Here is a 20,204-nt window from a genome sequence, read left to right as displayed (position 1 = left end):
TACCGGTCAAACTATACCGGTAAGCTCGGGCTCATGATGATGGTTCGCTTGCCGCACAGCCCCGAGGCCATCGAGCACGGCCGACGTCTCGGTGCTCTGCTGCGGCACGCCCGCGGGAGCCGTTCGATTCTCGACGTCGCCTCGGCGGCGAGAATCTCACCGGAGACCCTCCGCAAGATCGAGACCGGCCGATTGGTCACCCCCTCCTTCGCCACCGTCACAGCGGTCGCATCGGCTCTTGATCTCTCGCTTGATGCGCTCGCTGCTGAGTCCGGCGCGGGCGCCGACGCGGAGAAGCGCCTCTCTGCCTGAGGTCGACCAACGGGCGATCAACGACCGGCTCCCGGGCCAGCTGACCCTTGGGGCTGCGGTCGTGGCCTACCGCGACGAGCCCACGGGGCGGGGCGGATGGTGCCGGTCAAGCGCATGGCTTCGAGACTCTTTGCCGGGTTGACCGTCACTCGCGTATTTGGATCGTCGTTCGCTTGCTTGAGAGCCGGTCGAGCAGATCAACGATCGTGTCGAGTTCGGCGTCCGGAACCGCTGTATCGAACCGATCAGCCAAGTCGTCGCCCCAAGCTGAGCGGATCTCTCGTCGAAGGCTTGCGTGCTGCTCGTCCTCGGATGGGGCCGCTTCGATCCCGACCGACTCGAGATCGTCGATCCGGCGGTGGGCCTCCGCGAGCATCTTGATCAGCTCCGCCTGTTGAATACGGAGGCTGGCCATTTCATTGTTGTCGGCCGCAGTTGCGGAGGCGAGTGCGGTCTCTGCCTCCGCGAGCATTCTGTCTGTGTCTACGTTCGCTCGGCGTGCCTCTGCCCGCTTCATCGATGCATCAGCGATGTTGCGGATTCCGGCGGTCGTGCGCTCAAAGAAGAGAGCAAGGCCACCCATCACAAGGAGCGCTTGCGGGGCCATGCCGAGGACTACTTCGAGGGGGCTGCCGTACCGGACTGCAACGACCTTAGTTCGCAGGTCCTCGTTGTCGTCCTCCGTGGTCGGGGACAGGTCCAGTTGGCGGCCGTACGACATGCGCTCGACGAGATGAGCCAGCCGGCTGATGTCGGTCAGATCGTGGACGAACGAGTCGAGCGGCACTCGACCCTGCTCGTCCAGGCGAATCGTTGCGGTCTCAGCCCGTGTCACAGTCGCTGTGCTCATGGGTGGAGCGTATCGCTCAAGGCGAGTGCCAACTCTCTTGAGTGGGGGCCAGAACATACGGAAGTCCGTTAGGCGGGCTTGGCATCAGCCTTCAGCGTCCAGTTGTCCAAAGGATCCGAGTGACCGGCGTCGTGCGGCGGGTCGTCGCTATGTACCCAGGCATGTCCATTCGGTCGTCACGGATGAACACAATGATCGCTGGTTCACCGAGACGGACCGGCCCGATTTCGCATCGGATCTCTAGTTCGTCTCGGTACAGCGCGTACTGGTCTCGGGCATCGTCGTCGATCGCGGGATGCCGGATCATCTCGACCCGTGATTCACTGACCCGGATTTCGTAGATGGTTCCGCTCTCGGTGGTCACCAACCAGGTGCCGTGCTGCTGTTGGTCGAGCTCGTCGTATTGGGCGGCAGAGGTCATCGCTGCTTCGCCAGACGGAATAGCAGCCTCTTCCGACGGCGTTCCACCACTCTCGACTGCGCGTGCCCTAACCACGCACGCAAACGCCCACGCACCGTTCCGTCGTCGTACCCAACGTCCCAATGCACCGGCACACTCGACCAAGAAGGCTCGACGAAGCACATCGGGCAGAATCCCTTGATTCGTTCTTCGTGGTGACAGCGTGAGCAGCAAACTTTGTCGAGGGTGATCGACACGATCCTCGCGGAGAGACGCCAGGTGTTCCCGTACAAGTAGCTGCCATCGCTCAACTCCACGTAGCCGCGGCCCCCGACGGCCCAGTTCTCGTCGAGCCGGCGAATCGGGATGGGTCCGGACGGGGAGGCACCGACCGGGAAGCGCTGCCACGTTGGCCGCCGCGTCGACGTCTCGAACCGGTGGACGGTCGCGGACAATGTGGTTACGAGATAGATGCCGTGGTCGAGCTTTGGAAGTCGGTCGAATGACCGAACTTCGTTGGCCTTTGATCGCCGGTCAGTCATCTCGACGTCTCGCGGGCGCACCCGCCACCTAAACGTGCCACCGCCTGTGCGGCGCGGGTGACAGGTGTGCCGGCGATCTGGATGCCTCGTTCGAAGATCGCGGTTTCCAGGTCTCCTCCAAAGTTGAGCGCATACCAGAACTCACTCTTCCGGCACGCGTTGACTGAAATGCGTGGTCCTACGCTCGTCTGATCGGCGATGGCGTCGGCTGCCGAGTCGGGAAGCACGACCACAACGTCAAGGACGAGTAGCTCGTCGTTCCACGCGACGGCGACCGATGTGTCTGGCGCCTGGGGTGATCGAGGGTTGATCGTGAACCTTGGCCGACCGTGCAGAATTTCCGAGATCGTGCGAACAGCTGGATGGTCCCGGATCAGTCGTACCGCGGAAGTTCCGTGTGTCTCGGAAACCGTTGCCAGGCCGGCCTCACGCAGCCGTTCGACCAGCGTCTGCACGCGCCCCCGGGTTAGGCCGGTTATCTCGCACAGCTGCGACTCTGTAATCGGGGACGGCGCTGCGAGAAGTACACAGAACAGGCGTGCGCGCTTCTTACCGAAGAGCACTGCGCCCCACGTCTCGACGTTCACGGCCGGTCCAGAGCTTCGGTGCGCGTGGGGCCAGTGTCGCCGTTCACGACGCGCTCGAGGATCGAACGGCCGCCGGGCGTCAAGTCTTGGGGAAACAGCAAGCGGATCGCGGCCTGAATCCGCTCCGTCAAGTCAGCGCAAGCCGAGATCAGTGGGCGAAGCTCCTCAAGGGTGGCCTCGGCCGTCGCCGCATGCTCGTCGTATCGGCGAAGAGCATGGTTCATGCGATCGAGTCGATTCACCGAAGCCTCCAGAACCGAATAGCAACGGTTAAACAAATAACCTATCTGTCGATGGCTGTCAACCTTGGCGTCAGCGACCCCGGCACCCCAACAAGGCTCGCCATGCATCCGCCGCAGCTGCCGCCAGACGGGAGCATCGAGGCGCTCGGATCGACGGTATCTGCCTGTTCGCGGCGAGGCCTCGGGAGTGTCTTCATTCGTTTGTCGGTTTTCGACAGCGCGGTCCGGCGGGACGGCCGTCTGTCGTCTGCCGTGAGCTGATGATCCGTAACGGGTTCTAGGCACGGGAAGACATATGGTTGTGCCTTCGCAAATAGTTTGCGCTTAACAAACTATTTGTGACATGCTGGGTGGATGGCCTTGCCGGTGATGGGATATGCGGGACACACGCTGCCTCTTGCGAGCCACCTGGCTCGTGCAGGATGGCGCGCCCTCGATCTGTCCGCGCAGCCTGGAGACGTCACCCACCGACAGCTTCTCGTGCTGACGCTCATTCGGGACCGTGGACGGATGGCGCAGAAGGACATCAGGGACGTGTTCGGTCTTGATTCGAGCAACGTGGTTGGGCTCCTCAATGAGCTAGAAGAGCGAGGGCTAACGGTTCGTCGTCGAGATCCGTCGGATCGTCGCCGACACATAGTCGAACTCACCGACGCTGGAATCAAGGTCCTCGAAGCCGCCTACGCGCGATTGGCGGCCGTTGAAGACGATCTGTTGCACTCGCTGACAACAGACGAACGGCAACAGCTTCATCAACTCTTGCTGCGTGTCATGGCCAGCAGGCCGCCAGGGAGATCTTCCGCTGAGGCAAGAGGCTGACCTGACCTGAGCAGCGAGGCGAGCGGAGTGGCGTCGCGCCGACAAGACCACCCCGGGCAGAGGGGCCTCGGCGTGCTGCCCCCAAACGCACTGAGATAGGAAAGAACTTCATGCTCCACGAGGAAAACACTGCGAGCCGTTCCGACCCATTCGGCACAGTTGGACTTACCTACGACGACGTCACGCTGCTTCCCGGGTACACAGACGTCATTCCGAGCGAAGTTAGCACGGGCACTTTGCTGACGAAGAGAATCTCGCTGAGTGTCCCACTCGTCTCAGCCGCGATGGACTCTGTTACAGAGGACAAAATGGCCGTATCCATGGCGCGTCAGGGCGGGCTGGGCGTTCTCCATCGAAATCTGTCGATCTCCGATCAGGCTGCGATGGTTGATCGCGTCAAGCGTTCGGACGGACCGATCTTGAATCCCGTCACGATCGCTGCCGAAGCGACCGTTGCCGATGTTGACAGGTTGTGCGGAGAATTCTCTGGCTCCGGCTTGCCTGTTGTCGATGAGGGCGGAGTACTCATCGGGATTGTCACAAATCGCGATACGCGGTTTGTAGCAGAAGGCGACCGTCGCACAACCAGCGTGCGCGACGTCATGACGAGAGCCCCGCTGGTCACGGCGCCGGTGGGCTCCACTCAACGTCAGATGCGGTCCCTTCTCGTCGCGCATAAAGTCGAGAGGATTCCGATTATCGATGCTGCTGGAAGAATCGCCGGCCTCGTCACGGCCAAAGAATTCGAGAACATCGAGAACCACCCGCACGCAACGAAGGACACTCAGGGGCGTCTCCGAGTTGGCGCCGCAATCGGCTTCTTTGGCGACGGTTGGGCACGGGCAGCTGCGCTCCTCGAAGCGGGAGTCGATGTTCTCGTTATTGATACCGCGAACGGGCAGAGCCAAGGCGTTCTGGACATGGTCCGACGAATCAAAGGTGATAGAGCGTTCGCGGAGGTCGATGTGATCGGCGGACAGGCCGCCACTCGCGCCGGGGCGGAGGCGCTGATCAAAGCCGGCGTCGATGCCATCAAAGTTGGTGTTGGTCCCGGCTCGATCTGCACGACTCGCGTCGTCGCTGGCGTGGGGGTTCCTCAGATCACGGCAGTCTATGAGGCGTCTCTCGCCGCGGGCAAAGCAGGCGTCCCAGTGATCGCGGACGGAGGGCTGCAGTATTCTGGCGACATCGCGAAAGCCCTTGTCGCGGGGGCCGACAGCGTCATGCTTGGGTCCCTTTTGGCCGGGACAGAAGAAAGCCCAGGCGAATTGGCATTCGTTGACGGTAGACCGTTCAAGACCTACCGGGGGATGGGTTCCCTCGGGGCGCTAGAGACGCGCGGCCAGCGCACGTCCTATTCAAAAGATCGCTACTTTCAGGCGGATGTCACGTCGAACGAGGAGCTTATCGCCGAGGGTGTTGAGGGGCGAGTGAGCTATCGTGGTGCGCTCGATGGTGTGCTGCATCAACTCATCGGCGGCCTGCGGCAGTCAATGTTCTACGTCGGGGCGGCGAACGTCGCTGAGCTCAAGTTACGGGGACGATTCGTTCGGATGACCGCGGCAGGGCTCAGGGAATCGCATCCACATGACATCGAAATACTTGCCGAAGCACCCAACTATCGGGATTAAGGGCGCGGTGGTACGAAGGCAGACGCAGAACTAGTGCTTCACCTGCGACGGCCTCGCACCCCGCGGACCGCCTGGACCCCTGTCAACGGCGACTGTGCCCACGAAACATCTGCGAGGCGCGAAGGGCGGTGCGGCATGAACGAGACTCCCGGGGCCCCAACCCTCAGAAACCGTTGCCATTGGGCGGGCCTGAAACTCAGCAACATTTCCGGCCAAAACCACCCGAGCATCTCAGAACTCAGCAACAAACGCTGTCGAAACTCACGAACGTAACCATACGCACCCGCCTCATTGGCGAGGTAGCGTCGAACCTCCGGTCGGTCTGAATTGTTCAAACCTTGTCGATTCTGAGGCGACGCCGCGGTCTGCGTTGATGGTGTCGTTCGCGCAAGCTTCGTCGGTGAGACAGCCGAATCCCAGCTTGGACCCGCTGCCTTGGCGACTCGGACGGTCTACGCCGCAGTAAGCGCGCTGCTGATGATCGCGCGGACGTTGACGTCATCCACCGCACCGTTACTCGCGTAGGGTTCCCAGCGGTCCAGCTGTGACAACACCCATTCCCAGTGCGCGAGTCGCAGTGTGATCGCCAGCGGATGTTCGCGAGACGGCCACCCATACAAGTCACGCTCACCCTCGTACGCGGCGGATGCACGCCATCCCTCGTCGCGGATGCAGGAACCAGCGATCACCGTGTCCATGATCCCGTTGACTACGTCGATCGCCATCGAGTTGTCAACACACCCGTCGATGCGTTGCCACAACTGCACGGGAATCTCGATCGTCAGATAGCGCACGCCATCCTCGCAGAAGCACCAGGGCGCGTGGCCTCCGGGTCTACACACACGACCTAGCCCGTTGCTCGACTGCCTGGGTGGATTCAGAAGGGGCGTCCGGGTCTCGATTCGCTTCGACATCTGTCGAAGCGAGGTTCAACAATCTGCCGTGGCCGCCTTCTGTTCCGCGTCTATACGGTGAGGGAAATTCACGGGAAGAGGCGATGAAGCCGACACCCCGCAGCCCGCCCATGAAAGAGGAGAGCTTTGTTTACCCAAAAATCCGGAGTCGGCGATGACCCCCGCGCCACAGCCGGCTCAACGGTGAGTCCCGGTCCGCGCACGCCGAAAGCACTGTTGCCGTCCATCGCGCTCACAGCGGCCGCTCTGTTCGCGACATACCTAGCCGTCTCCAGCATCCTTCTGCCGACTCAGGTTGCGCAGGTTGATGAGGAGAACAAGGTCACGAACCTCGCGATCGTGATCTCCGCATCCTTCGTCGCCGCGTTGATAACTCAGCCAATCGTCGGCGCGCTGAGCGATCGGACGCGTTCCCGGCTCGGACGTCGAGCGCCGTGGATGCTGATCGGGGCCGCAGTCGCAATGATCTTCCTGCTTGGGATGGGCGGCCTGCGCAACCTGCTCTGGATCACGGTCTTCTGGGTCGTGGTCCAAGTGGCGTTGAACGCGCTCCAGAGCCCCCTCTCTGCCGTCGTTCCTGACCGTTTCCCCCGGTCGCGTCGCGGAATCGCGTCAGCGATGATGGGCATCGGAACGATGATCGGCACGGCGTTCGGTACGGTGATCGCCAGTCAGTTCGTCAACGACATCGGCCTCGGCTACGCCGCATTCGGTATCGGCATCCTCGTGGTGACCGTACTCTTCGTCGCGTTCAACAGGGACACTTCCAGCGTTGAAGTCGACATCGAACCGTTCCAATGGAAACGGTTCCTCGCCGGATTCTGGGTCAGCCCGAAGAAGAGCCCCGATTTCGCGTGGGCCTTCGCCGCGCGCTTCTTCCTGATCATGGGCTACTTCGTCGTCGCCACTTTCAACCTCTACATCCTCACGGACTACCTCGGGATGCCGCTCCAGGAGGCCGCGGCTAGTGCGGGACTGCTCGCCCTGGCCGGACTGATACCGACCATGATCGCCATCATGCTCTCCGGCTGGTGGAGCGACAGGATCGGCCGTCGGAAGGTCTTCATCTATGCCGCGTCTGTTTTCATGGTCGCCGGTCTCTCGATGCCCCTGCTCTTCCCCAGCCTGACCGGGATGATCGCGATGAGTGTGCTCAACGGGTTCGGATTCGGGCTCTACATGGCCTGCGATGCAGCTCTGATGACCGAGGTGCTGCCCGCGGATGGCGTCGCCGCAGGCAAGGATCTCGGAATCCTCAACCTGGCGACGAGCATCCCGCAGGCTGCGAGCCCCGCCGTCGCGGGTATCATCATCGGCTCGTTTGGCGGGTACTCTCCGCTCTTCGTGTTCGGGATGATCGCAGTGGTCGTGGCGGCGCTGCTGATCGTTCCTATCAAGGGTGTTCGCTGAGAAACGCAACACTTGAACGGCTGAGCCCCCAGCGGGTTCAGCCGTTCACTTCGTCGCCGACTACGTCTGGATGCGGAGCAATCGCTGGCGTTCTGCGGAGTCAAGGGCGAGGTCGATGCAGGTCCAGGCGAGGGCGAGGGCGCCGTCGCGGATCGCTGCTTCACCCGAAGGGGTGATGCTGTGCGCGGCGAACTCGGCGCTGTGGATCGTCGGGGTGTCAGGTCCGAGGCCGATCATTGGGTGGATGGTTGGAAACGCGTGGGACACGTTACCCATGTCGGTCGACGCCGAGATGCCTTGGGCGCGGCGAGGGTTCCGGCCGAGTGCGCGCAGATTCGCGGCGAAGCGCTCCTCGATCGCGTCATCATTGTCGAGCTCCGCATATGGGTGTCCCTCCATCCTGACGGCCAGTCGGCCGCCGGTCGCGACGGCGCCTGCCTCGAGGCATCGCATTAGGACCGCGGTGACTCGTTCCAGGGATTCCTTGTCCGGCGCCCGCACCATGTATCGCGCCACGGCGCGATCAGGGATCACGCTGGCAGAGTCGCCGCCGTGGGTCACGTGCCCGTGCAGTTGTTGTCCCGGCTCGAGGTGCTGTCGTGCCAGCCCGATGGAGACCATCGCCACTGTCAAGGCGTCGAGGGCGTTCACACCCTCATGAGGTGCGGCGGAGGCGTGGGCGCTCCGGCCGTGGTAGATGATCTCGTACGAGGCGCAGGCGTACGACCTGAACCCGACGAGGTCTTCGGCGTACGGGTGGACCATCAGTGCAGCGTGTGTGCCGGCGAAGTCTCCTTGACCGAGCATGACGACTTTGCCGCCGAGGGACTGCTCCTCGGCCGGGGTTCCGAGGAGGCGAAGTGTCACGTCGAGTTCATCGACGACGCCGCTGAGCGCGGTGAACGCGCCGAGGGTGGCGCCGGCGATGATGTTGTGGCCGCATCCGTGACCGATCTCCGGCAGGGCGTCGTACTCGGCGCACAAGGTGAGCACGAGTTTCCCGCGCCCGACGTCGGCCCGCACCGCCGTGGGAAGAGTCCCGAGGCCGCGAACGACCTGTGCGCCGTCGATCCGAAGGAGCTCGTCGGTGAGCATCCGGCTGGCCTTGTTCTCGTGGAAGCCGAGTTCCGGTTCGTCGTGGAGCGCGCGGGCGAAGGCGAGAATCCGTGGCTCAGCGTTGCGATACACCGCACCCGCACGTTCTTTGAGAGCATTCCTGCCGCCCAGCGTCTCTGACATCGCTGCTCTAGTCGGCGAAGATCTGTTGGATGTTCCACGCGAGAAGTGGCAACGGCATCCCGCCGTGCTGGAGGACGGCGCGGTGGAACGCCCGGATGTCGAAGGCGTCGCCGAGTCGCGCGCGGGTCTCCTCACGAAGTCGCAGGATTTCGGCGTCGCCGAGTTTGTACGCCAAGGATTGCCCGGGGATGTCGCATGAGTAGCGGATGGTCTCGCTCTCGATCTCGACCTCCGAAAGGAACGAGTTCTCACGAAGGTAAGTGCGCGCATCTTCGAGAGTCCAGCCGAGTGCGTTCATGCCGGTGTCGACCACCAGCCGGCAGTTCAGGAACGCTCGCATGACGAGCAGCCCGAAGCGCTCTGCCGGTTCACGGTACATACCCGCCTCACCTGCCAAAGTTGCCGCGTACTCACCCCATCCTTCGTTGAACGCGTTGAAGAAGGCGTCGTTGTGTAGCGGATGAACGTTCTCGATCTGTTGCTGGGTGCTGATGTGCAGATGGTGCCCCGGTACGAGTTCGTGGTAGGTGAGAGCTGCGACGTTCGACAGTTGTGTTTGCGTGAGATTCGCGGCGTTGAAGAGGTAGTCGCCTCGAAGCTTGTCGGGACGCGGCATGTCGTAGAAACCAAAGGTCATGCCGGACTCCAGTGAATCCGGAAGTGCACGCACACCGTACGGAACAGGACATTCGAAATCGAAGTACTCGTCGTACACCGGCTTCATCCGGTCGATGTACCGCTGGAAGAACTCCGACACCCCTTCGGCGGTCTCTGCGCGCCAGAGCGGATCCTCGCGAAGGCTCTTGAGGTATGCCTGGTCGTCGCCCGCAAAGCCCGCCTCGGCACGGATCTCCGCCATCTCCGCACGCATGCGCTTCATGAGGTCCACGCCGAGGTCATGAATCTGCTCAGGTGAGAGGTCGAGGGTCGTGTGGAACCTGACGAGATCGTCGTACACTTCTCGGCCACCGGGGTACTGGTCGAGTCCAACGGCCTCCGGTGCTTTGCCCTGCGAGGTCGTCTCTAGGGTTTCGATGGCGTGCGCGAAGACTGGGCCGGTCAGGATTTCGATCCTCCGCCCGAGCTCTTCGGGGAAGCCGGGCGCATCGATGCCGGCGAGACGATCGGGAACGACCCGAAGCCGCTCGCCCAGCATCGTGCGGAGTCCTTCGAGGAGCGGGAACGCCTTTTCCAGCTGCGCGCGGGGCATTACGATGCCACGATCGGCTTGACCGCGGGTTCGTGTGTCGAGCTGCTCGATCAGCACCGCGATATCGGAGATGAACCCGAGGTAGCGGTCGGCATCGCTCGCCTTTTCGAAGTTGAAGCCTTGGGCGTGGCTCGCGATCAGGTTGGTCAGGAAGCCGCAGTTGTAGGCGGTCCAGGCGAACATTCCGTAGTACCCGATGCCGAGGCCGTCGACGGCGAGCCAATACCGCCCGGCATCGCCGGAGACTCGGTCGAGGTAGTAGCGGATGAGACGCAGGGTGAGACCGATCTCATGAGGCACGGAATCCAGATCGACTCGGTCCAAACGCTCGAGAAGTTCTGAGGCCCGGGCGGACCTCGCTTCGACACCAGCCAGACTGAGATCTGGCATGCGCTGGTCAGCTGGCTTGAGTGCAGTCATTGGACTACCGATCGTGGGCCGGCTGAACTCGGTTGCCTCGTGGATGATCCGCAGGATGGTTCCGAACGACGGGGATGAGGTGGTCATGTTGTCCTTATCGGTTCACAGGGAGCTGAGGGCACGGGCGAGGCTGGGCGCGGCGGTCTGGATGTGGTTCGCATCGGGGACGAACCAGCTGAGGAGACGGAGCCCTGGGTAGTGACGAGAGTGCAGCTTCTCGATGAGCGTCGCGGTGTTGCTCACGATCCGAAGAGGATCGGTCACCTCACCCTGTCCTGCTGAGAACTGGACTGCGACGGGGAGGTCGTCGTGGGCGTTCGCCCACGCCTCTTCCAGACGGAAGATCTCTCCGTCCGGGATGCCGGGACTGACGATGACGTAGTCGGTGAAGGTCTCGGGTCGTGTGAGCAGGGTGTAGCAGCCGAAGGTGCCGCCGGCTGATTGGCCGAAGAGCATGCGGCGAGACGGGTCGACGCGGTAGTTGCGCTCGATCAACGGCAGGATCTCCCTCGTCAGCACCTCGAGGAAGACGGCGGCGCCGCCAGAGCGTGCCTCACGGCCTGTCAGCTCCACCACGCGTTCGAGATACGCCTTCATCTCGGGCGCGTATTCCTCGGGGTGCCCTTCGGGCATGTACTCGAAGTTGCGGCGGAAGGCATCGACGTGCCGGTCGGGGAATGAGATACCGACCACGATGAACTCCTGTGCCGGTTTCGCGCCGGAGCGGGGAGCGGAGGCCCACATCGCTTCCAGTACCGTCGTCTCATACGCGATGCCGAAGGAGAGGTCCGCGTCGAGTACGACGAGCACCGGGTAGTGCGCGGAGCTCGATCGGTACGTGGCCGGCAGTCCGATCCTGATCTCGTAGTCGCTGCCATTCAGATCGGATCGCAGGTCGATCGCCTCGACGAACGGGTCGATGTACGGCTGGGGTTCGGTCGTGCTCACGGGTGTGTTCCCTTCTCGGGTGCAATTGCAGGGGCTGGCTTCTCTGCCACGATTTCGATCTCGAAACGGAACGGCGGGTGCAAGGTCGCCCCGATTGTCGTGCGAGGCGGTGCACCGGGGCCGAAGAAGGCCTGCCAGGCGACATTGAAGTCGGCGAAATCGGCGAAGTCGGTGAGGTAGCAGCGAGCGGAGACAACACTGTCGCGATCGAGTCCGGCATCGGCCAAGTTGCTGTTTAGTCGGGCGAAGACGGCAGCCGCCTCGTCGAGGAACGAACCTTTCACAGGCCGCCAGGCATCGTCGACCCCGACGACGCCGGCGAACATCACAAGTGTCCCCGTGACAGCACGGAACGTCTGGGCGGGCGGTGGCGTCAGCGCGGCGCTCATGCGATTCTCCCTTCGAGCGCGAAGGCTTCGATCGGCGAATGAGGTGCGCTTCCGGTGATGAGATCCGCGATCGCCTCGGCGGTCGCGGGCGCCAGCGTGAGACCGAGCATTCCGTGGCCGGCCGCAACGTACAGGCCAGGCCGGCCCGGTACCTCACCGATGAACGGCAGGCTGTTGGGGGTGGCGGGTCGCAAGCCAGCGCGTGCGGTGGAGACATCCGCCCGGAGGTCGGATCCTGCGCCCGCGATGTAGGGGCGCAGCTGGTCGACGAGGGCGCGGATCCGCCGGTCGTCGACGTGGTCGTCGGTGCCTGGCAGATCGAAGGCGCCGGCGATACGCACCCCTTCCGCAAACGGACTCACGCCGAGCTTAGCCTCCATGAGATAGAACGAATGGGCTGGTGGAGTCTCGAATCCTCGGACCGTCACGGAGTATCCCTTGGCTCCCAGGATCGGCAACTTCGTGCCGACCGTGCGGAGTACCTGGTTGGTGGCGGCGCCGAGAGCCACGACTACATGTTCGGCAGCTTCAACCCCTTGGGTGTGCTCCACTTTCCACCCGGCGGGGCGGCGCTCCACAGATCGCACCGCCGCATGCTCGGTCACCTTCACTCCGGCGTCGTTCAACCAGCGCTTCAGCCCGGCGAGGAGCGAATCTGGTTGGACGTGCCGGTCGATTGTCGTGTGCGCCGCGGCGGCCACGTTCTCGCCGACAGCGGGATCGAGTTCCCGTGCCTCGGCGGCGTTCAGGTAGTGGATGCCGCCGGTGAATCCCATCGGTACGAGTTCGTCGAAGAGTTGTCGGAACCAGCCGAGGCCGCCTGGTTCGAGTGCCAGCGCCAGCAATCCGGCTTCGTGCGATTCGAACTCCACCCCCGTGTCCTCCAGCTCGTCGAACAGGTCGAGCGTGCGGTGGTTGAGATCGAGGAGGGCGCGGACGCCCGCGTGGTATTCGCGTGGTCGCGACGCCCGCTGGAACTGCCATAGCCAGTGCAGCCATCCGACGTCGAGTCGCGGTCGGATTCGGAGGGCGCCATCCCGCTGAAACGCGTGCTTGAGCCCCGTGGCCAGGATGCCCGGGGAAGCCAACGGCGTCGACAGGGACGGAGTGACCCAGCCGGCGTTGACCGCCGATGCGGACTGACCGACGGTGCTGGCCTCCAGGACCTGCACTTCGACTCCGCGACGATGCAGGCTCCAGGCGGTGCAGAGTCCGATGATTCCGCCTCCGATGACAACGGTCGTCATACGTGTTCCACTTCCAATCTTGCGACGCCCCGCGTGTCCGAGGCGTTCTCCACTATGCGGAAGGCGTCTCAACAGCGACTACGGCAAACTGTCTACGATGCATTCGACATTTGTTGAATGCGGAGGGAGGGCTGGATCGCGATGGCGGGTGTGCAAGAGATCCTCGACGATCTGAGCAACCGAACGGGACGGTCGCTCGCCGTCGACGACCCCGACTATCGGATCCTCTTCGCAAGCGCCCAACGCGAACCGGTCGACGAAGCGCGCACTACGGCGATCCTCGACCGGGAGCTCCCCGAAGGCCTCGTCGCGTGGCTACGTTCACTCGGGTTCGATCGTGCAGAGGGGCCGCGCCGGGTACCGGGAAATCCCGCCTACCACTCCCTTCCTCGAGTGTGTTTCCCGCTCCGCCTGGGCGGCCGGCCCGCCGGCTACCTTTGGGCCTTCGACGAGCCGCCCCTAACCGACGCTGAGTGGACGACGATCGCTGAATCCGTAGATGCGATCACGGCTCAACTCGAGTGGGAAGGGCGGCCCGTATCCCACTCGATCGCCGAGGCGTCCCGTCTGGCGACGGAATACCTCGTGGAGAACAGGCGAACTGCGCTCGACGAAGCCGCGGCACGCCAGCTGCTCCCGCGAACCGGGCCGATCGACGTGTGGTGCGCGGTCTTTCGAGAATCTTCAGGTGATCGCGCGTCACGAGTTCGTCTTCAAGCGCTCCTAGTTGACATTCTCAAGGGAGAACACGCCGCTCATGCGATCGGCACTGTTATCGACGACAGCGTGACGTTGATCACCCGACATGGTGCAGCGGAAGCTCCTCTGCTCACCGAACGGCTCTCGACAGGGGCGAAGCGGCACCATCTGGTCCTCGACGCGATCGGCCACACCGAGACGGATGCCACGGCCGAAGGCGCGGTCCTCTTCAAGCAGGGCCGGTTCGCCGCACGTACGCTCTTCCGCACGGATCCGGCGTCAGTGCGCTCCTGGAACGAGCTCGGCGCGTGGACGCTCTTGGGCCTGCACGAGTGGAACTTCGAGACGGTGAAGAGCCTCAGCCCGGCAGTCGCAGAACTCATCGGGCACGACCGCCTCCTGGCTGCCACCTGGCTCACGTACCTGGACGAGGATCGCGACGCTCGGAGAACCTGCGCACGGCTCCATATCCACCGCACCACCCTCTACCACCGCCTCGGACGTGTACGCGAACGCGTCGGCACGCACATCTTCGAGGACGGATGGTCGACCACCTCCGCGCACGTGGCGCTGCGCCTCTGGACGGTCCTCAGTTCGGATGCAGAAGGCTGATGCGCATGACTTCCAGCAACGGCGCGCGCTCCATCCGTTCTGTGCGAAGTGCGACCGCCGAGCATCGAGGCAACCCTCGATGCTCGGCAGTCGCTAGGTGATCAGACCGGAGTCTTCCATTCCTGCGACCAGAGTCCGTTGCAGTCGTAGATTGTGAGATCTGTGCCGGACACAGCGTTGCCGGCCGGCGTGTCTAGGCAGCGACCCGACTGAGGATTCCGAAGTGCATTGCCCGAATGCGCGACCCACTGCTGTCCGCCGGATCCGTCGCAGTCCCACAGCTTGACGGGCGTGCCGTTGACGGTCGCGGTGCCTGAGCCGTCGACATCGAGGCACTTTCCGAACGCTCGGACGGTGCCGTCGGCGTGCATCGACCACTGCTGTCCGGGCACGCCGCTGCAGGTCCAGAGTTGAATCGCCCTGCCGTTCACGGGGGTGTTGGTGTCGACATCCACGCAGAACGAGTTCGCGGCGGGTCCGGTGATCGGCCCTGTCGGGTATCCCGGCAGGTTCCAGACCTGCGGCCAAAGGCCATTGCAGTCATAGATCTGCAGATCGGTGCCGTCGGCCGTGTTCCCTTGCGGAAGGTCGAGGCAGCGACCGGATTGCGGGTTCACGAGTGAGCCGTTGGATTGGGTGCGCCACTGCTGTGCTCCGGATCCGTTGCATTCCCAGAGTTGAACTTTGGTGAAGTTCGCGGTGCCGTTGCCGTCGACGTCGAGGCATTTGCCGAACGCGCGGATCGTGCCGTTTGCCGATACGGACCAATCCTGACCCGTTGCGGTGCCGCAGGTCCAGAGCTGAGCGGCTCGGCCGTTGTTGGCGGTGTTCGTGTCGACGTCGAGGCACTTCCCTGCGGGGCCGACGATCGCGCCGGTTGGGCCAGGGAGGGCGCCTATGCCAAAGCGCAGCTCGCATTGATTGCCAGTGCCAAGCCAGGTAGCGGCGAGGTAGACGTAGCTGGTGCCATCTTCGCGGGGAATCATCGGCGTGGAGTATCCGGGACATGAGGGGACGCCCGCGCCGTATCCGCCGGTTGGGCTCACGGTGACTGGTGTCTCCGCTTCGGTCCAATCGCCGACGCCGAGGTTGGTGTTGGCGAACAGAACGGTACCGGATTCGGCGAGTACGGTCTTGCTGCCCGTCGGGCCGGCGACCACTCGCTGCCCGGAGATGAGGAGAGTGCCGTTGGGGCCGCCACCGGGCGTCCATGAGACATACGGGGTGTGCAGAAGCTCACGGTCGTCCGATGTCTGGATGAGCGTGCCGAGGCTGCCAGCGGCGCCCCAGTTCAGGCCGTCGTTACTGAACTTCAGGTACACCTCGCAGGCATGGTCGGCGTTCGTCGCGTCACGGCACAGCTCGTAGGTCATCGCGACGCGACCGTCGGGCAGATCGGCGAACGTTTGCATGCCAGGGCGGGCCAGGTTGTCAGCCGGGAAGCTGACGTCGGGGGTGAGCGTGGAGCTCCAGGTGACGCCGCCGTTGGTGGAGGTGTAGTGGCCGATCAACTGGTTGTTCGTCGGGGTGTTGGCCGGTCGCTCGTCGGAGATGAAGCAGGCGAGCGTGTCGTTGTCGGCGACGAGAAACGTGGGTTCCCAGATGCCGTGACCCCACCCGTTCGGCTGGCCTGTCGTTTGGGTACAGTTCGACAGGAACTGCCAGGTTGCGCCGTCGTCGGTGCTTCGGAAGACTTCGACTTTCTGTGCGCTGTAATCGCCGACGTCCCAGGCTGTGCCGGCGGCGAGGATGTCACCCTGGTTCAGCCCCGGGATGTTTCGCGGGACCTCGAACAAGGTGGGCGCCTCGAGGTCCCAGCCGGGCGTGTTGGACGAGACAGTGGAGACCTGGGTCCAGTTGAGACCGCCGTTGGTGCTGCGGTATATCGGCAGGCTCGTTGGCGCGTTGTGCCCGCCTTTCGCGAATGTCGCCAGCATGGTCTGCGCGCTGGAGCCGTCATGGTCGAGACGGATAGCGCGCGGATATCCGGCCGTCCCGTTCGGATAACTGGAGAGGTTGGGCGTATACAGCACGTTGCCGGGCTGTGCCGCTTCGGCTGGCGGGGCATCCGCCACCGCCGTGATTCCGGTGAACGCGAGCAGTGCGACGGCGGCAATAGTCAGGCGCCTTGCCGTCGTTCGCGCTCGTCGATCGGTTCTCACCATGAGCAACTCCTTCGTTGATGTGGTGCAGCGTGGCCGATTTGCGCACGTTGCAAACACCATGGCACTCATTTGCGCACGTTGCAAGCGTTCGCGACGATGACTCGGTTCGTCCGCTCGGATGCGATGGGGTCAGGTGAGGGGCATCGCGTCAGATGCGGGGACTCGCACCGATCGTGCTCTCCCTGGCCACAAGGCGATGCGGCGCGACGACTTCCTGCGCGGGAGAGGCAGGGTCATCGATTCGTGCGGTGATGCGCCGCACGGCTTCACGGGCGATGAATGGCGTGTCGAGCGAGACGGTGCTGAGCGATGGCCGGGCGAACCTGCCCTCTTCGATGTCGTCGATGCCGATCACCGCGATGTCGTCCGGAACGCGCAGGCCGGCGTCGAAAATGGCGCGCATGGCACCCATAGCAAGCAGGTCCGAGAAGCAGAAGATGGCATCCGGGCGCGGGCTCAGCTCAAGGAGTGCGGCGGCTGCGGTGTAGCCGTCGCCGCGGCTGTAGTGGGCGGCGGATCGCTCATAGTCGGGCATGGGTTCGATGCCAGCGTCTCGGAGTGCCGTTTCGTACCCGGCGGTGCGCTGCAGCGGCGTCGCGTACTCTTCAAGCGGCTGGGTGCCGATGGCCGCGATGCGGCGGCGACCGAGGCCGATGAGGTGCGAGACAGCATCGTGCGCCGCGCGTACGTTGTCGATCGCGACGTGATCGAATCGGCCGTCGAACTCGTGCTCCCCGAGGAGTACGAGCGGCATTCGGGTTGCGCCATTCATGGCGAGCAGCTCCGCCTTCGTCACCAGTGGGCTGAAGAGCAGCCCGTCGAACAGCATCGATCGGTCCTCGCCCATGAGGAGTTCGCGTTCACGTTCGTGGTCGTGACCGGTCTGGTCGATCATGACCCGGTAGCCGAACTCGGCGGCCGCGTCGATAACGTCGCGGGCGAGTTCGCTGAAGTATGGCACGTCGATCTCTGGAACGATGAGCGCGAGCATGCCCGTGCGTCCGGTGCGCAGCGTGCGGGCCACGGGGTTCGGGCGGTAGTCGAGCTCTTCGATCGCCTTCAGTACGCGCTCGCGCATACGCTCGCTCACGTGGGTGTAGCCGCTCACCACGTTGGACACGGTCCGCAAAGAGACCTGTGCTCGGTCGGCGACGTCGCGCATCGTGGAAGGCATGAAGCCATACTAACGTTTGCAACGTACGCAAAATCGTCATACAGTTTGCGTACGTTGCAAATCCCGACGACGTGCAACGACAACACGAAGGAGTGTCCATGCACCGCCACACGAACCGGCGCGGCACGCGCCTTGCCACGGTTGGAGTCATCGCGATCGCCGCGATGACGTTGACCGCTTGCGGCCCCGAGGTCACCAGTGATGCCACGGGGGTGGAAGGCAACCGCCTGCAGGTGCCCACCGCCGCGCAGCCCGAGGGCGAGATCACGATCTGGGACCGTTCGGGCGACCTGTTCGAAGTCTTCGAGGCAGCGATCGACGACTTCAATGAGAAGTACCCGAACATCACCGTCAACCACGAAGCTGTCGACATCGATGCGAAGCTGCAGAACACGCTCATCACGGGCACGGACGTGCCCGACGGCGTATTCCTCGACGACGCAAAGGTCGCCGGGTTCGCCGACTACCTGTGGGACCTCGGCGACGTGCTCGACCCGTACGTCTCCGACATCGCGCCGCAGAAGGTCGACGTGAACTCAGTCGACGGCGGCATCTTCGGGGTCCCGTTCGACCTCGACCCGGGACTGCTCTGGTACAACGCCGCCGCGCTCGAGTCGGCGGGAGTCGACGCCTCGCAGATCGAGACTTACGACGATCTCCTCGACGCCGCCCGCGCCTACCAAGTCGCCAAGCCGGGCTCGAAGCCCATCCACCTCGAGCAGTCCGCCTTCCTCGGCCAGTTGCAGCTCGAGATGTACGCGAACCAGCTCGGCACCTCGATCGCCGATGCGAACGGTGAACTCCGGCTCGACAGCCCGGAGTACGAGCAGATCCTCACCTTCCTCGACACCGTGCAGACCGAGAGCCTCGGGACTCGCGCCGAGTATCTCAGCCCGACCGATATCGCCGAGCTCGAGAACGGCAACCAGGTGTTCTATCCATGGGCGATCTGGTTCAGCTTCGCTCCGCAACAGCTGCTGCCCGAGACCAGCGGCGACTGGCGCGCGATGGAACTGCCCGCTTGGGAATCCGGCGGCGCACGAAGCGGCGCGATGGGCGGATCGTCGTTCGTTCTTCCGAAGGGCGGTGAGAACTCCGACCTCGCATGGCTCTTCTATGAGTTCCTGATGTTCGATGAGGCCGGGTACACCGCCGTCTGGGGACCCAACGACGTCTATCCGACCGGCCTCAACACCTCGATCCCGAGTTACCTGCCCGCGGCGGACCCGTCGGCTCCGCTCTTCGAGCCCGTCGAAGCTCTCGGCGGCCAGGATCTGTGGGCCGTCGCAACGAAGGCCGGCGCCCAGATCCCGGGCGGCACGCCGATTCCGAGCTGGTGGGCCGGCGCGGTCGACTACCTCGGCAACGACGTCCAACGCATGCTCGACGGCGACCTCACGCCCGAACAGGTGCTGACCGGTTCGTCCGAGGCCATCCAGACCAACCTCATCGATCGGCAGTGACCGCAGCACCATGACCACCATCCCAGCCACCCGCTCCGCGGTTCGCCCGCAGCGGCGTCGTCCAGGCGGCGCGATGATCCGTCGGCGCCTCGCCCCATATCTGTTCGCGCTGCCGTTCCTCGCGATCTTCTTCGCCTTCAGCGTCTATCCGCTCGTGTTCACCGCGCGCCTGAGCTTCACGAACTGGCGCGGTACCGGTGCCGCGGAGTGGGTCGGCTGGGACAACTACACCTATCTGCTCTCGAACCCCGGCTTCTGGGGCTCCCTCGGCAACTCGGCGACGCTCTGGTTGCTGATCGTCCCCATCCAGTTGGTGATCGGTGTCATCGTCGCCGTACTTCTCAACTCGGCGACGTTGACGTTCCGCGGCATGTACCGGGTCGCGTTCATCGTTCCGTTCGTCACGCCGCTCGTCGCTGTCGCCCAAATCTGGATCGTGCTCTTCGATCAGCAGTACGGGGCGGTGAACGCGGTTCTCGGGACCTTCGGGCTGCCGGACGTCGGCTGGCTCACCACGAGCGCGTGGTCGAAACCGACGCTCGCGCTGCTCTTCCTCTGGAAGACGACGGGGTTCATTGTGATCATCCTGCTCTCGGGGCTGCAATCGATCGACAGCTCGCTCTACGAAGCAGCAGATCTCGACGGCGCCTCCCGTTTCCGTCAGCTCTGGAGCATCACCGTGCCGTTGCTGCGCCGAACGATCATGTTCGCGGTCGTGCTCCAGACGCTCGCGGTGTTCCAGATGTTCGCCGAACCCTTCGTGGTCACGCAGGGCGGACCGTACAACTCGACGACCACCGCCGGGTACTACCTCTACAACCACATCACCCGTGCGGACCTCGGTACCGGCGCTGCGAACTCGTTCCTCCTCGTCATCCTCGTGATGGCGCTCTCCCTGTTCTTTGTCCGGTTGCTGCGAGCAAAGGACTGA

General features: G+C 63.7%; 19 protein-coding genes. 7 read left to right on the top strand and 12 right to left on the bottom strand.

Going from position 1 to position 20,204, the window contains the following annotated elements:
• Nucleotides 1-39 precede the first annotated feature (39 nt).
• The gene (locus ACFCVM_RS14930) at nt 40-312 is read left to right on the top strand and encodes a helix-turn-helix domain-containing protein (protein ID WP_375837641.1); all 273 of its coding nucleotides are present in this window, start codon (nt 40-42) and stop codon (nt 310-312) included.
• Between the two features lie 145 nt (nt 313-457).
• Here ACFCVM_RS14930 and ACFCVM_RS14925 read toward each other — a convergent pair whose 3' ends face one another.
• The 4 genes from ACFCVM_RS14925 to ACFCVM_RS14910 form a co-directional block, all read right to left on the bottom strand.
• A complete protein-coding gene (locus ACFCVM_RS14925; protein WP_375837320.1) occupies nt 458-1,162 on the bottom strand; it encodes a hypothetical protein in 705 nt (234 codons plus the stop codon).
• A gap of 91 nt (nt 1,163-1,253) precedes the next feature.
• Complete coding sequence (locus tag ACFCVM_RS14920) at nt 1,254-1,583, bottom strand: hypothetical protein (protein ID WP_375837318.1); 330 nt, start codon at nt 1,581-1,583, stop codon at nt 1,254-1,256.
• A 517-nt stretch (nt 1,584-2,100) separates the two neighbouring features.
• The gene (locus ACFCVM_RS14915) at nt 2,101-2,691 is read right to left on the bottom strand and encodes a hypothetical protein (RefSeq protein WP_375837317.1); all 591 of its coding nucleotides are present in this window, start codon (nt 2,689-2,691) and stop codon (nt 2,101-2,103) included.
• A complete protein-coding gene (locus ACFCVM_RS14910; protein ID WP_375837316.1) occupies nt 2,688-2,933 on the bottom strand; it encodes a hypothetical protein in 246 nt (81 codons plus the stop codon). Before ACFCVM_RS14910 ends, ACFCVM_RS14915 begins: the two co-directional genes overlap by 4 nt.
• 354 nt (nt 2,934-3,287) lie before the next feature.
• Here ACFCVM_RS14910 and ACFCVM_RS14905 point away from each other — a divergent pair, with 354 nt between their 5' ends.
• Together ACFCVM_RS14905 and guaB are read left to right on the top strand one after the other, a co-directional pair.
• On the top strand, nt 3,288-3,752 hold the full coding sequence (locus ACFCVM_RS14905) for a MarR family winged helix-turn-helix transcriptional regulator (protein WP_375837314.1): 465 nt from the start codon (nt 3,288-3,290) through the stop codon (nt 3,750-3,752).
• 110 nt (nt 3,753-3,862) lie between these two features.
• Nucleotides 3,863-5,383: an IMP dehydrogenase gene (guaB, locus tag ACFCVM_RS14900; protein WP_375837313.1), complete on the top strand. Its 1,521-nt coding sequence runs from the start codon at nt 3,863-3,865 to the stop codon at nt 5,381-5,383.
• 452 nt (nt 5,384-5,835) lie between these two features.
• On the opposite strand, the gene ACFCVM_RS14895 is transcribed toward guaB, so the two are convergent.
• Nucleotides 5,836-6,177 carry a hypothetical protein gene (locus ACFCVM_RS14895; RefSeq protein ID WP_375837312.1) on the bottom strand — a complete coding sequence of 114 codons (342 nt, stop codon included), beginning with the start codon at nt 6,175-6,177 and terminating at the stop codon, nt 5,836-5,838.
• Between the two features lie 246 nt (nt 6,178-6,423).
• Here ACFCVM_RS14895 and ACFCVM_RS14890 point away from each other — a divergent pair, with 246 nt between their 5' ends.
• Nucleotides 6,424-7,707: an MFS transporter gene (locus tag ACFCVM_RS14890; protein WP_375837310.1), complete on the top strand. Its 1,284-nt coding sequence runs from the start codon at nt 6,424-6,426 to the stop codon at nt 7,705-7,707.
• Nucleotides 7,708-7,767: 60 nt separating this feature from the next.
• Here the strand turns inward: ACFCVM_RS14890 and ACFCVM_RS14885 are convergent, their stop codons facing one another.
• Genes ACFCVM_RS14885 through ACFCVM_RS14865 form a run of 5 tightly spaced genes read right to left on the bottom strand, consistent with a single transcriptional unit; the run spans nt 7,768 to nt 13,160 of the window.
• Nucleotides 7,768-8,946, bottom strand: a complete 1,179-nt coding sequence (locus ACFCVM_RS14885; RefSeq protein ID WP_375837309.1) for a M20 family metallopeptidase — start codon at nt 8,944-8,946, stop codon at nt 7,768-7,770.
• Between the two features lie 7 nt (nt 8,947-8,953).
• Nucleotides 8,954-10,663: a DUF885 family protein gene (locus ACFCVM_RS14880; protein WP_375837307.1), complete on the bottom strand. Its 1,710-nt coding sequence runs from the start codon at nt 10,661-10,663 to the stop codon at nt 8,954-8,956.
• Between the two features lie 15 nt (nt 10,664-10,678).
• Nucleotides 10,679-11,524, bottom strand: a complete 846-nt coding sequence (locus tag ACFCVM_RS14875; protein WP_375837306.1) for an alpha/beta hydrolase — start codon at nt 11,522-11,524, stop codon at nt 10,679-10,681.
• Nucleotides 11,521-11,913, bottom strand: a complete 393-nt coding sequence (locus ACFCVM_RS14870; protein ID WP_375837305.1) for a RidA family protein — start codon at nt 11,911-11,913, stop codon at nt 11,521-11,523. Before ACFCVM_RS14870 ends, ACFCVM_RS14875 begins: the two co-directional genes overlap by 4 nt.
• A complete protein-coding gene (locus tag ACFCVM_RS14865) occupies nt 11,910-13,160 on the bottom strand; it encodes an NAD(P)/FAD-dependent oxidoreductase (RefSeq protein ID WP_375837304.1) in 1,251 nt (416 codons plus the stop codon). Before ACFCVM_RS14865 ends, ACFCVM_RS14870 begins: the two co-directional genes overlap by 4 nt.
• Before the next feature lie 150 nt (nt 13,161-13,310).
• Here ACFCVM_RS14865 and ACFCVM_RS14860 point away from each other — a divergent pair, with 150 nt between their 5' ends.
• Nucleotides 13,311-14,471 (top strand): helix-turn-helix domain-containing protein, encoded by a 1,161-nt coding sequence (locus ACFCVM_RS14860; RefSeq protein WP_375837303.1) that lies wholly within the window; start codon nt 13,311-13,313, stop codon nt 14,469-14,471.
• Nucleotides 14,472-14,572: 101 nt separating this feature from the next.
• Here ACFCVM_RS14860 and ACFCVM_RS14855 read toward each other — a convergent pair whose 3' ends face one another.
• Nucleotides 14,573-16,636 (bottom strand): ricin-type beta-trefoil lectin domain protein, encoded by a 2,064-nt coding sequence (locus ACFCVM_RS14855; RefSeq protein WP_375837302.1) that lies wholly within the window; start codon nt 16,634-16,636, stop codon nt 14,573-14,575.
• A gap of 148 nt (nt 16,637-16,784) precedes the next feature.
• Nucleotides 16,785-17,810: a LacI family DNA-binding transcriptional regulator gene (locus ACFCVM_RS14850; RefSeq protein WP_375837301.1), complete on the bottom strand. Its 1,026-nt coding sequence runs from the start codon at nt 17,808-17,810 to the stop codon at nt 16,785-16,787.
• A 98-nt stretch (nt 17,811-17,908) separates the two neighbouring features.
• On the opposite strand from ACFCVM_RS14850, the gene ACFCVM_RS14845 reads away from it, so the two are divergent.
• Nucleotides 17,909-19,273, top strand: coding sequence for an ABC transporter substrate-binding protein (locus ACFCVM_RS14845; protein ID WP_375837299.1), 1,365 nt, complete (start codon nt 17,909-17,911; stop codon nt 19,271-19,273).
• 10 nt (nt 19,274-19,283) lie between these two features.
• The gene (locus tag ACFCVM_RS14840; protein ID WP_375837298.1) at nt 19,284-20,204 is read left to right on the top strand and encodes a carbohydrate ABC transporter permease; all 921 of its coding nucleotides are present in this window, start codon (nt 19,284-19,286) and stop codon (nt 20,202-20,204) included.

It is taken from the genome of Agromyces sp. NPDC056389 (genome assembly GCF_042262385.1).
Lineage (GTDB): Bacteria > Actinomycetota > Actinomycetes > Actinomycetales > Microbacteriaceae > Agromyces.
The sequence above is the reverse complement of the archived record's forward strand: the minus strand, read 5'-3'. Positions and strand labels throughout refer to the sequence as shown.

Coding starts and splice junctions, on each gene's coding strand:
- ACFCVM_RS14880 (WP_375837307.1), bottom strand. CDS start 10,663: ATGACCACCTCATCCCCGTCGTTCGGAACCATCCTGCGGATCATCCAC.
- ACFCVM_RS14855 (WP_375837302.1), bottom strand. CDS start 16,636: ATGGTGAGAACCGATCGACGAGCGCGAACGACGGCAAGGCGCCTGACT.
- ACFCVM_RS14840 (WP_375837298.1), top strand. CDS start 19,284: ATGACCACCATCCCAGCCACCCGCTCCGCGGTTCGCCCGCAGCGGCGT.
- ACFCVM_RS14850 (WP_375837301.1), bottom strand. CDS start 17,810: ATGCCTTCCACGATGCGCGACGTCGCCGACCGAGCACAGGTCTCTTTG.
- ACFCVM_RS14870 (WP_375837305.1), bottom strand. CDS start 11,913: ATGAGCGCCGCGCTGACGCCACCGCCCGCCCAGACGTTCCGTGCTGTC.
- guaB (WP_375837313.1), top strand. CDS start 3,863: ATGCTCCACGAGGAAAACACTGCGAGCCGTTCCGACCCATTCGGCACA.
- ACFCVM_RS14930 (WP_375837641.1), top strand. CDS start 40: ATGGTTCGCTTGCCGCACAGCCCCGAGGCCATCGAGCACGGCCGACGT.
- ACFCVM_RS14925 (WP_375837320.1), bottom strand. CDS start 1,162: ATGAGCACAGCGACTGTGACACGGGCTGAGACCGCAACGATTCGCCTG.
- ACFCVM_RS14905 (WP_375837314.1), top strand. CDS start 3,288: ATGGCCTTGCCGGTGATGGGATATGCGGGACACACGCTGCCTCTTGCG.
- ACFCVM_RS14885 (WP_375837309.1), bottom strand. CDS start 8,946: ATGTCAGAGACGCTGGGCGGCAGGAATGCTCTCAAAGAACGTGCGGGT.
- ACFCVM_RS14865 (WP_375837304.1), bottom strand. CDS start 13,160: ATGACGACCGTTGTCATCGGAGGCGGAATCATCGGACTCTGCACCGCC.
- ACFCVM_RS14920 (WP_375837318.1), bottom strand. CDS start 1,583: ATGACCTCTGCCGCCCAATACGACGAGCTCGACCAACAGCAGCACGGC.
- ACFCVM_RS14845 (WP_375837299.1), top strand. CDS start 17,909: ATGCACCGCCACACGAACCGGCGCGGCACGCGCCTTGCCACGGTTGGA.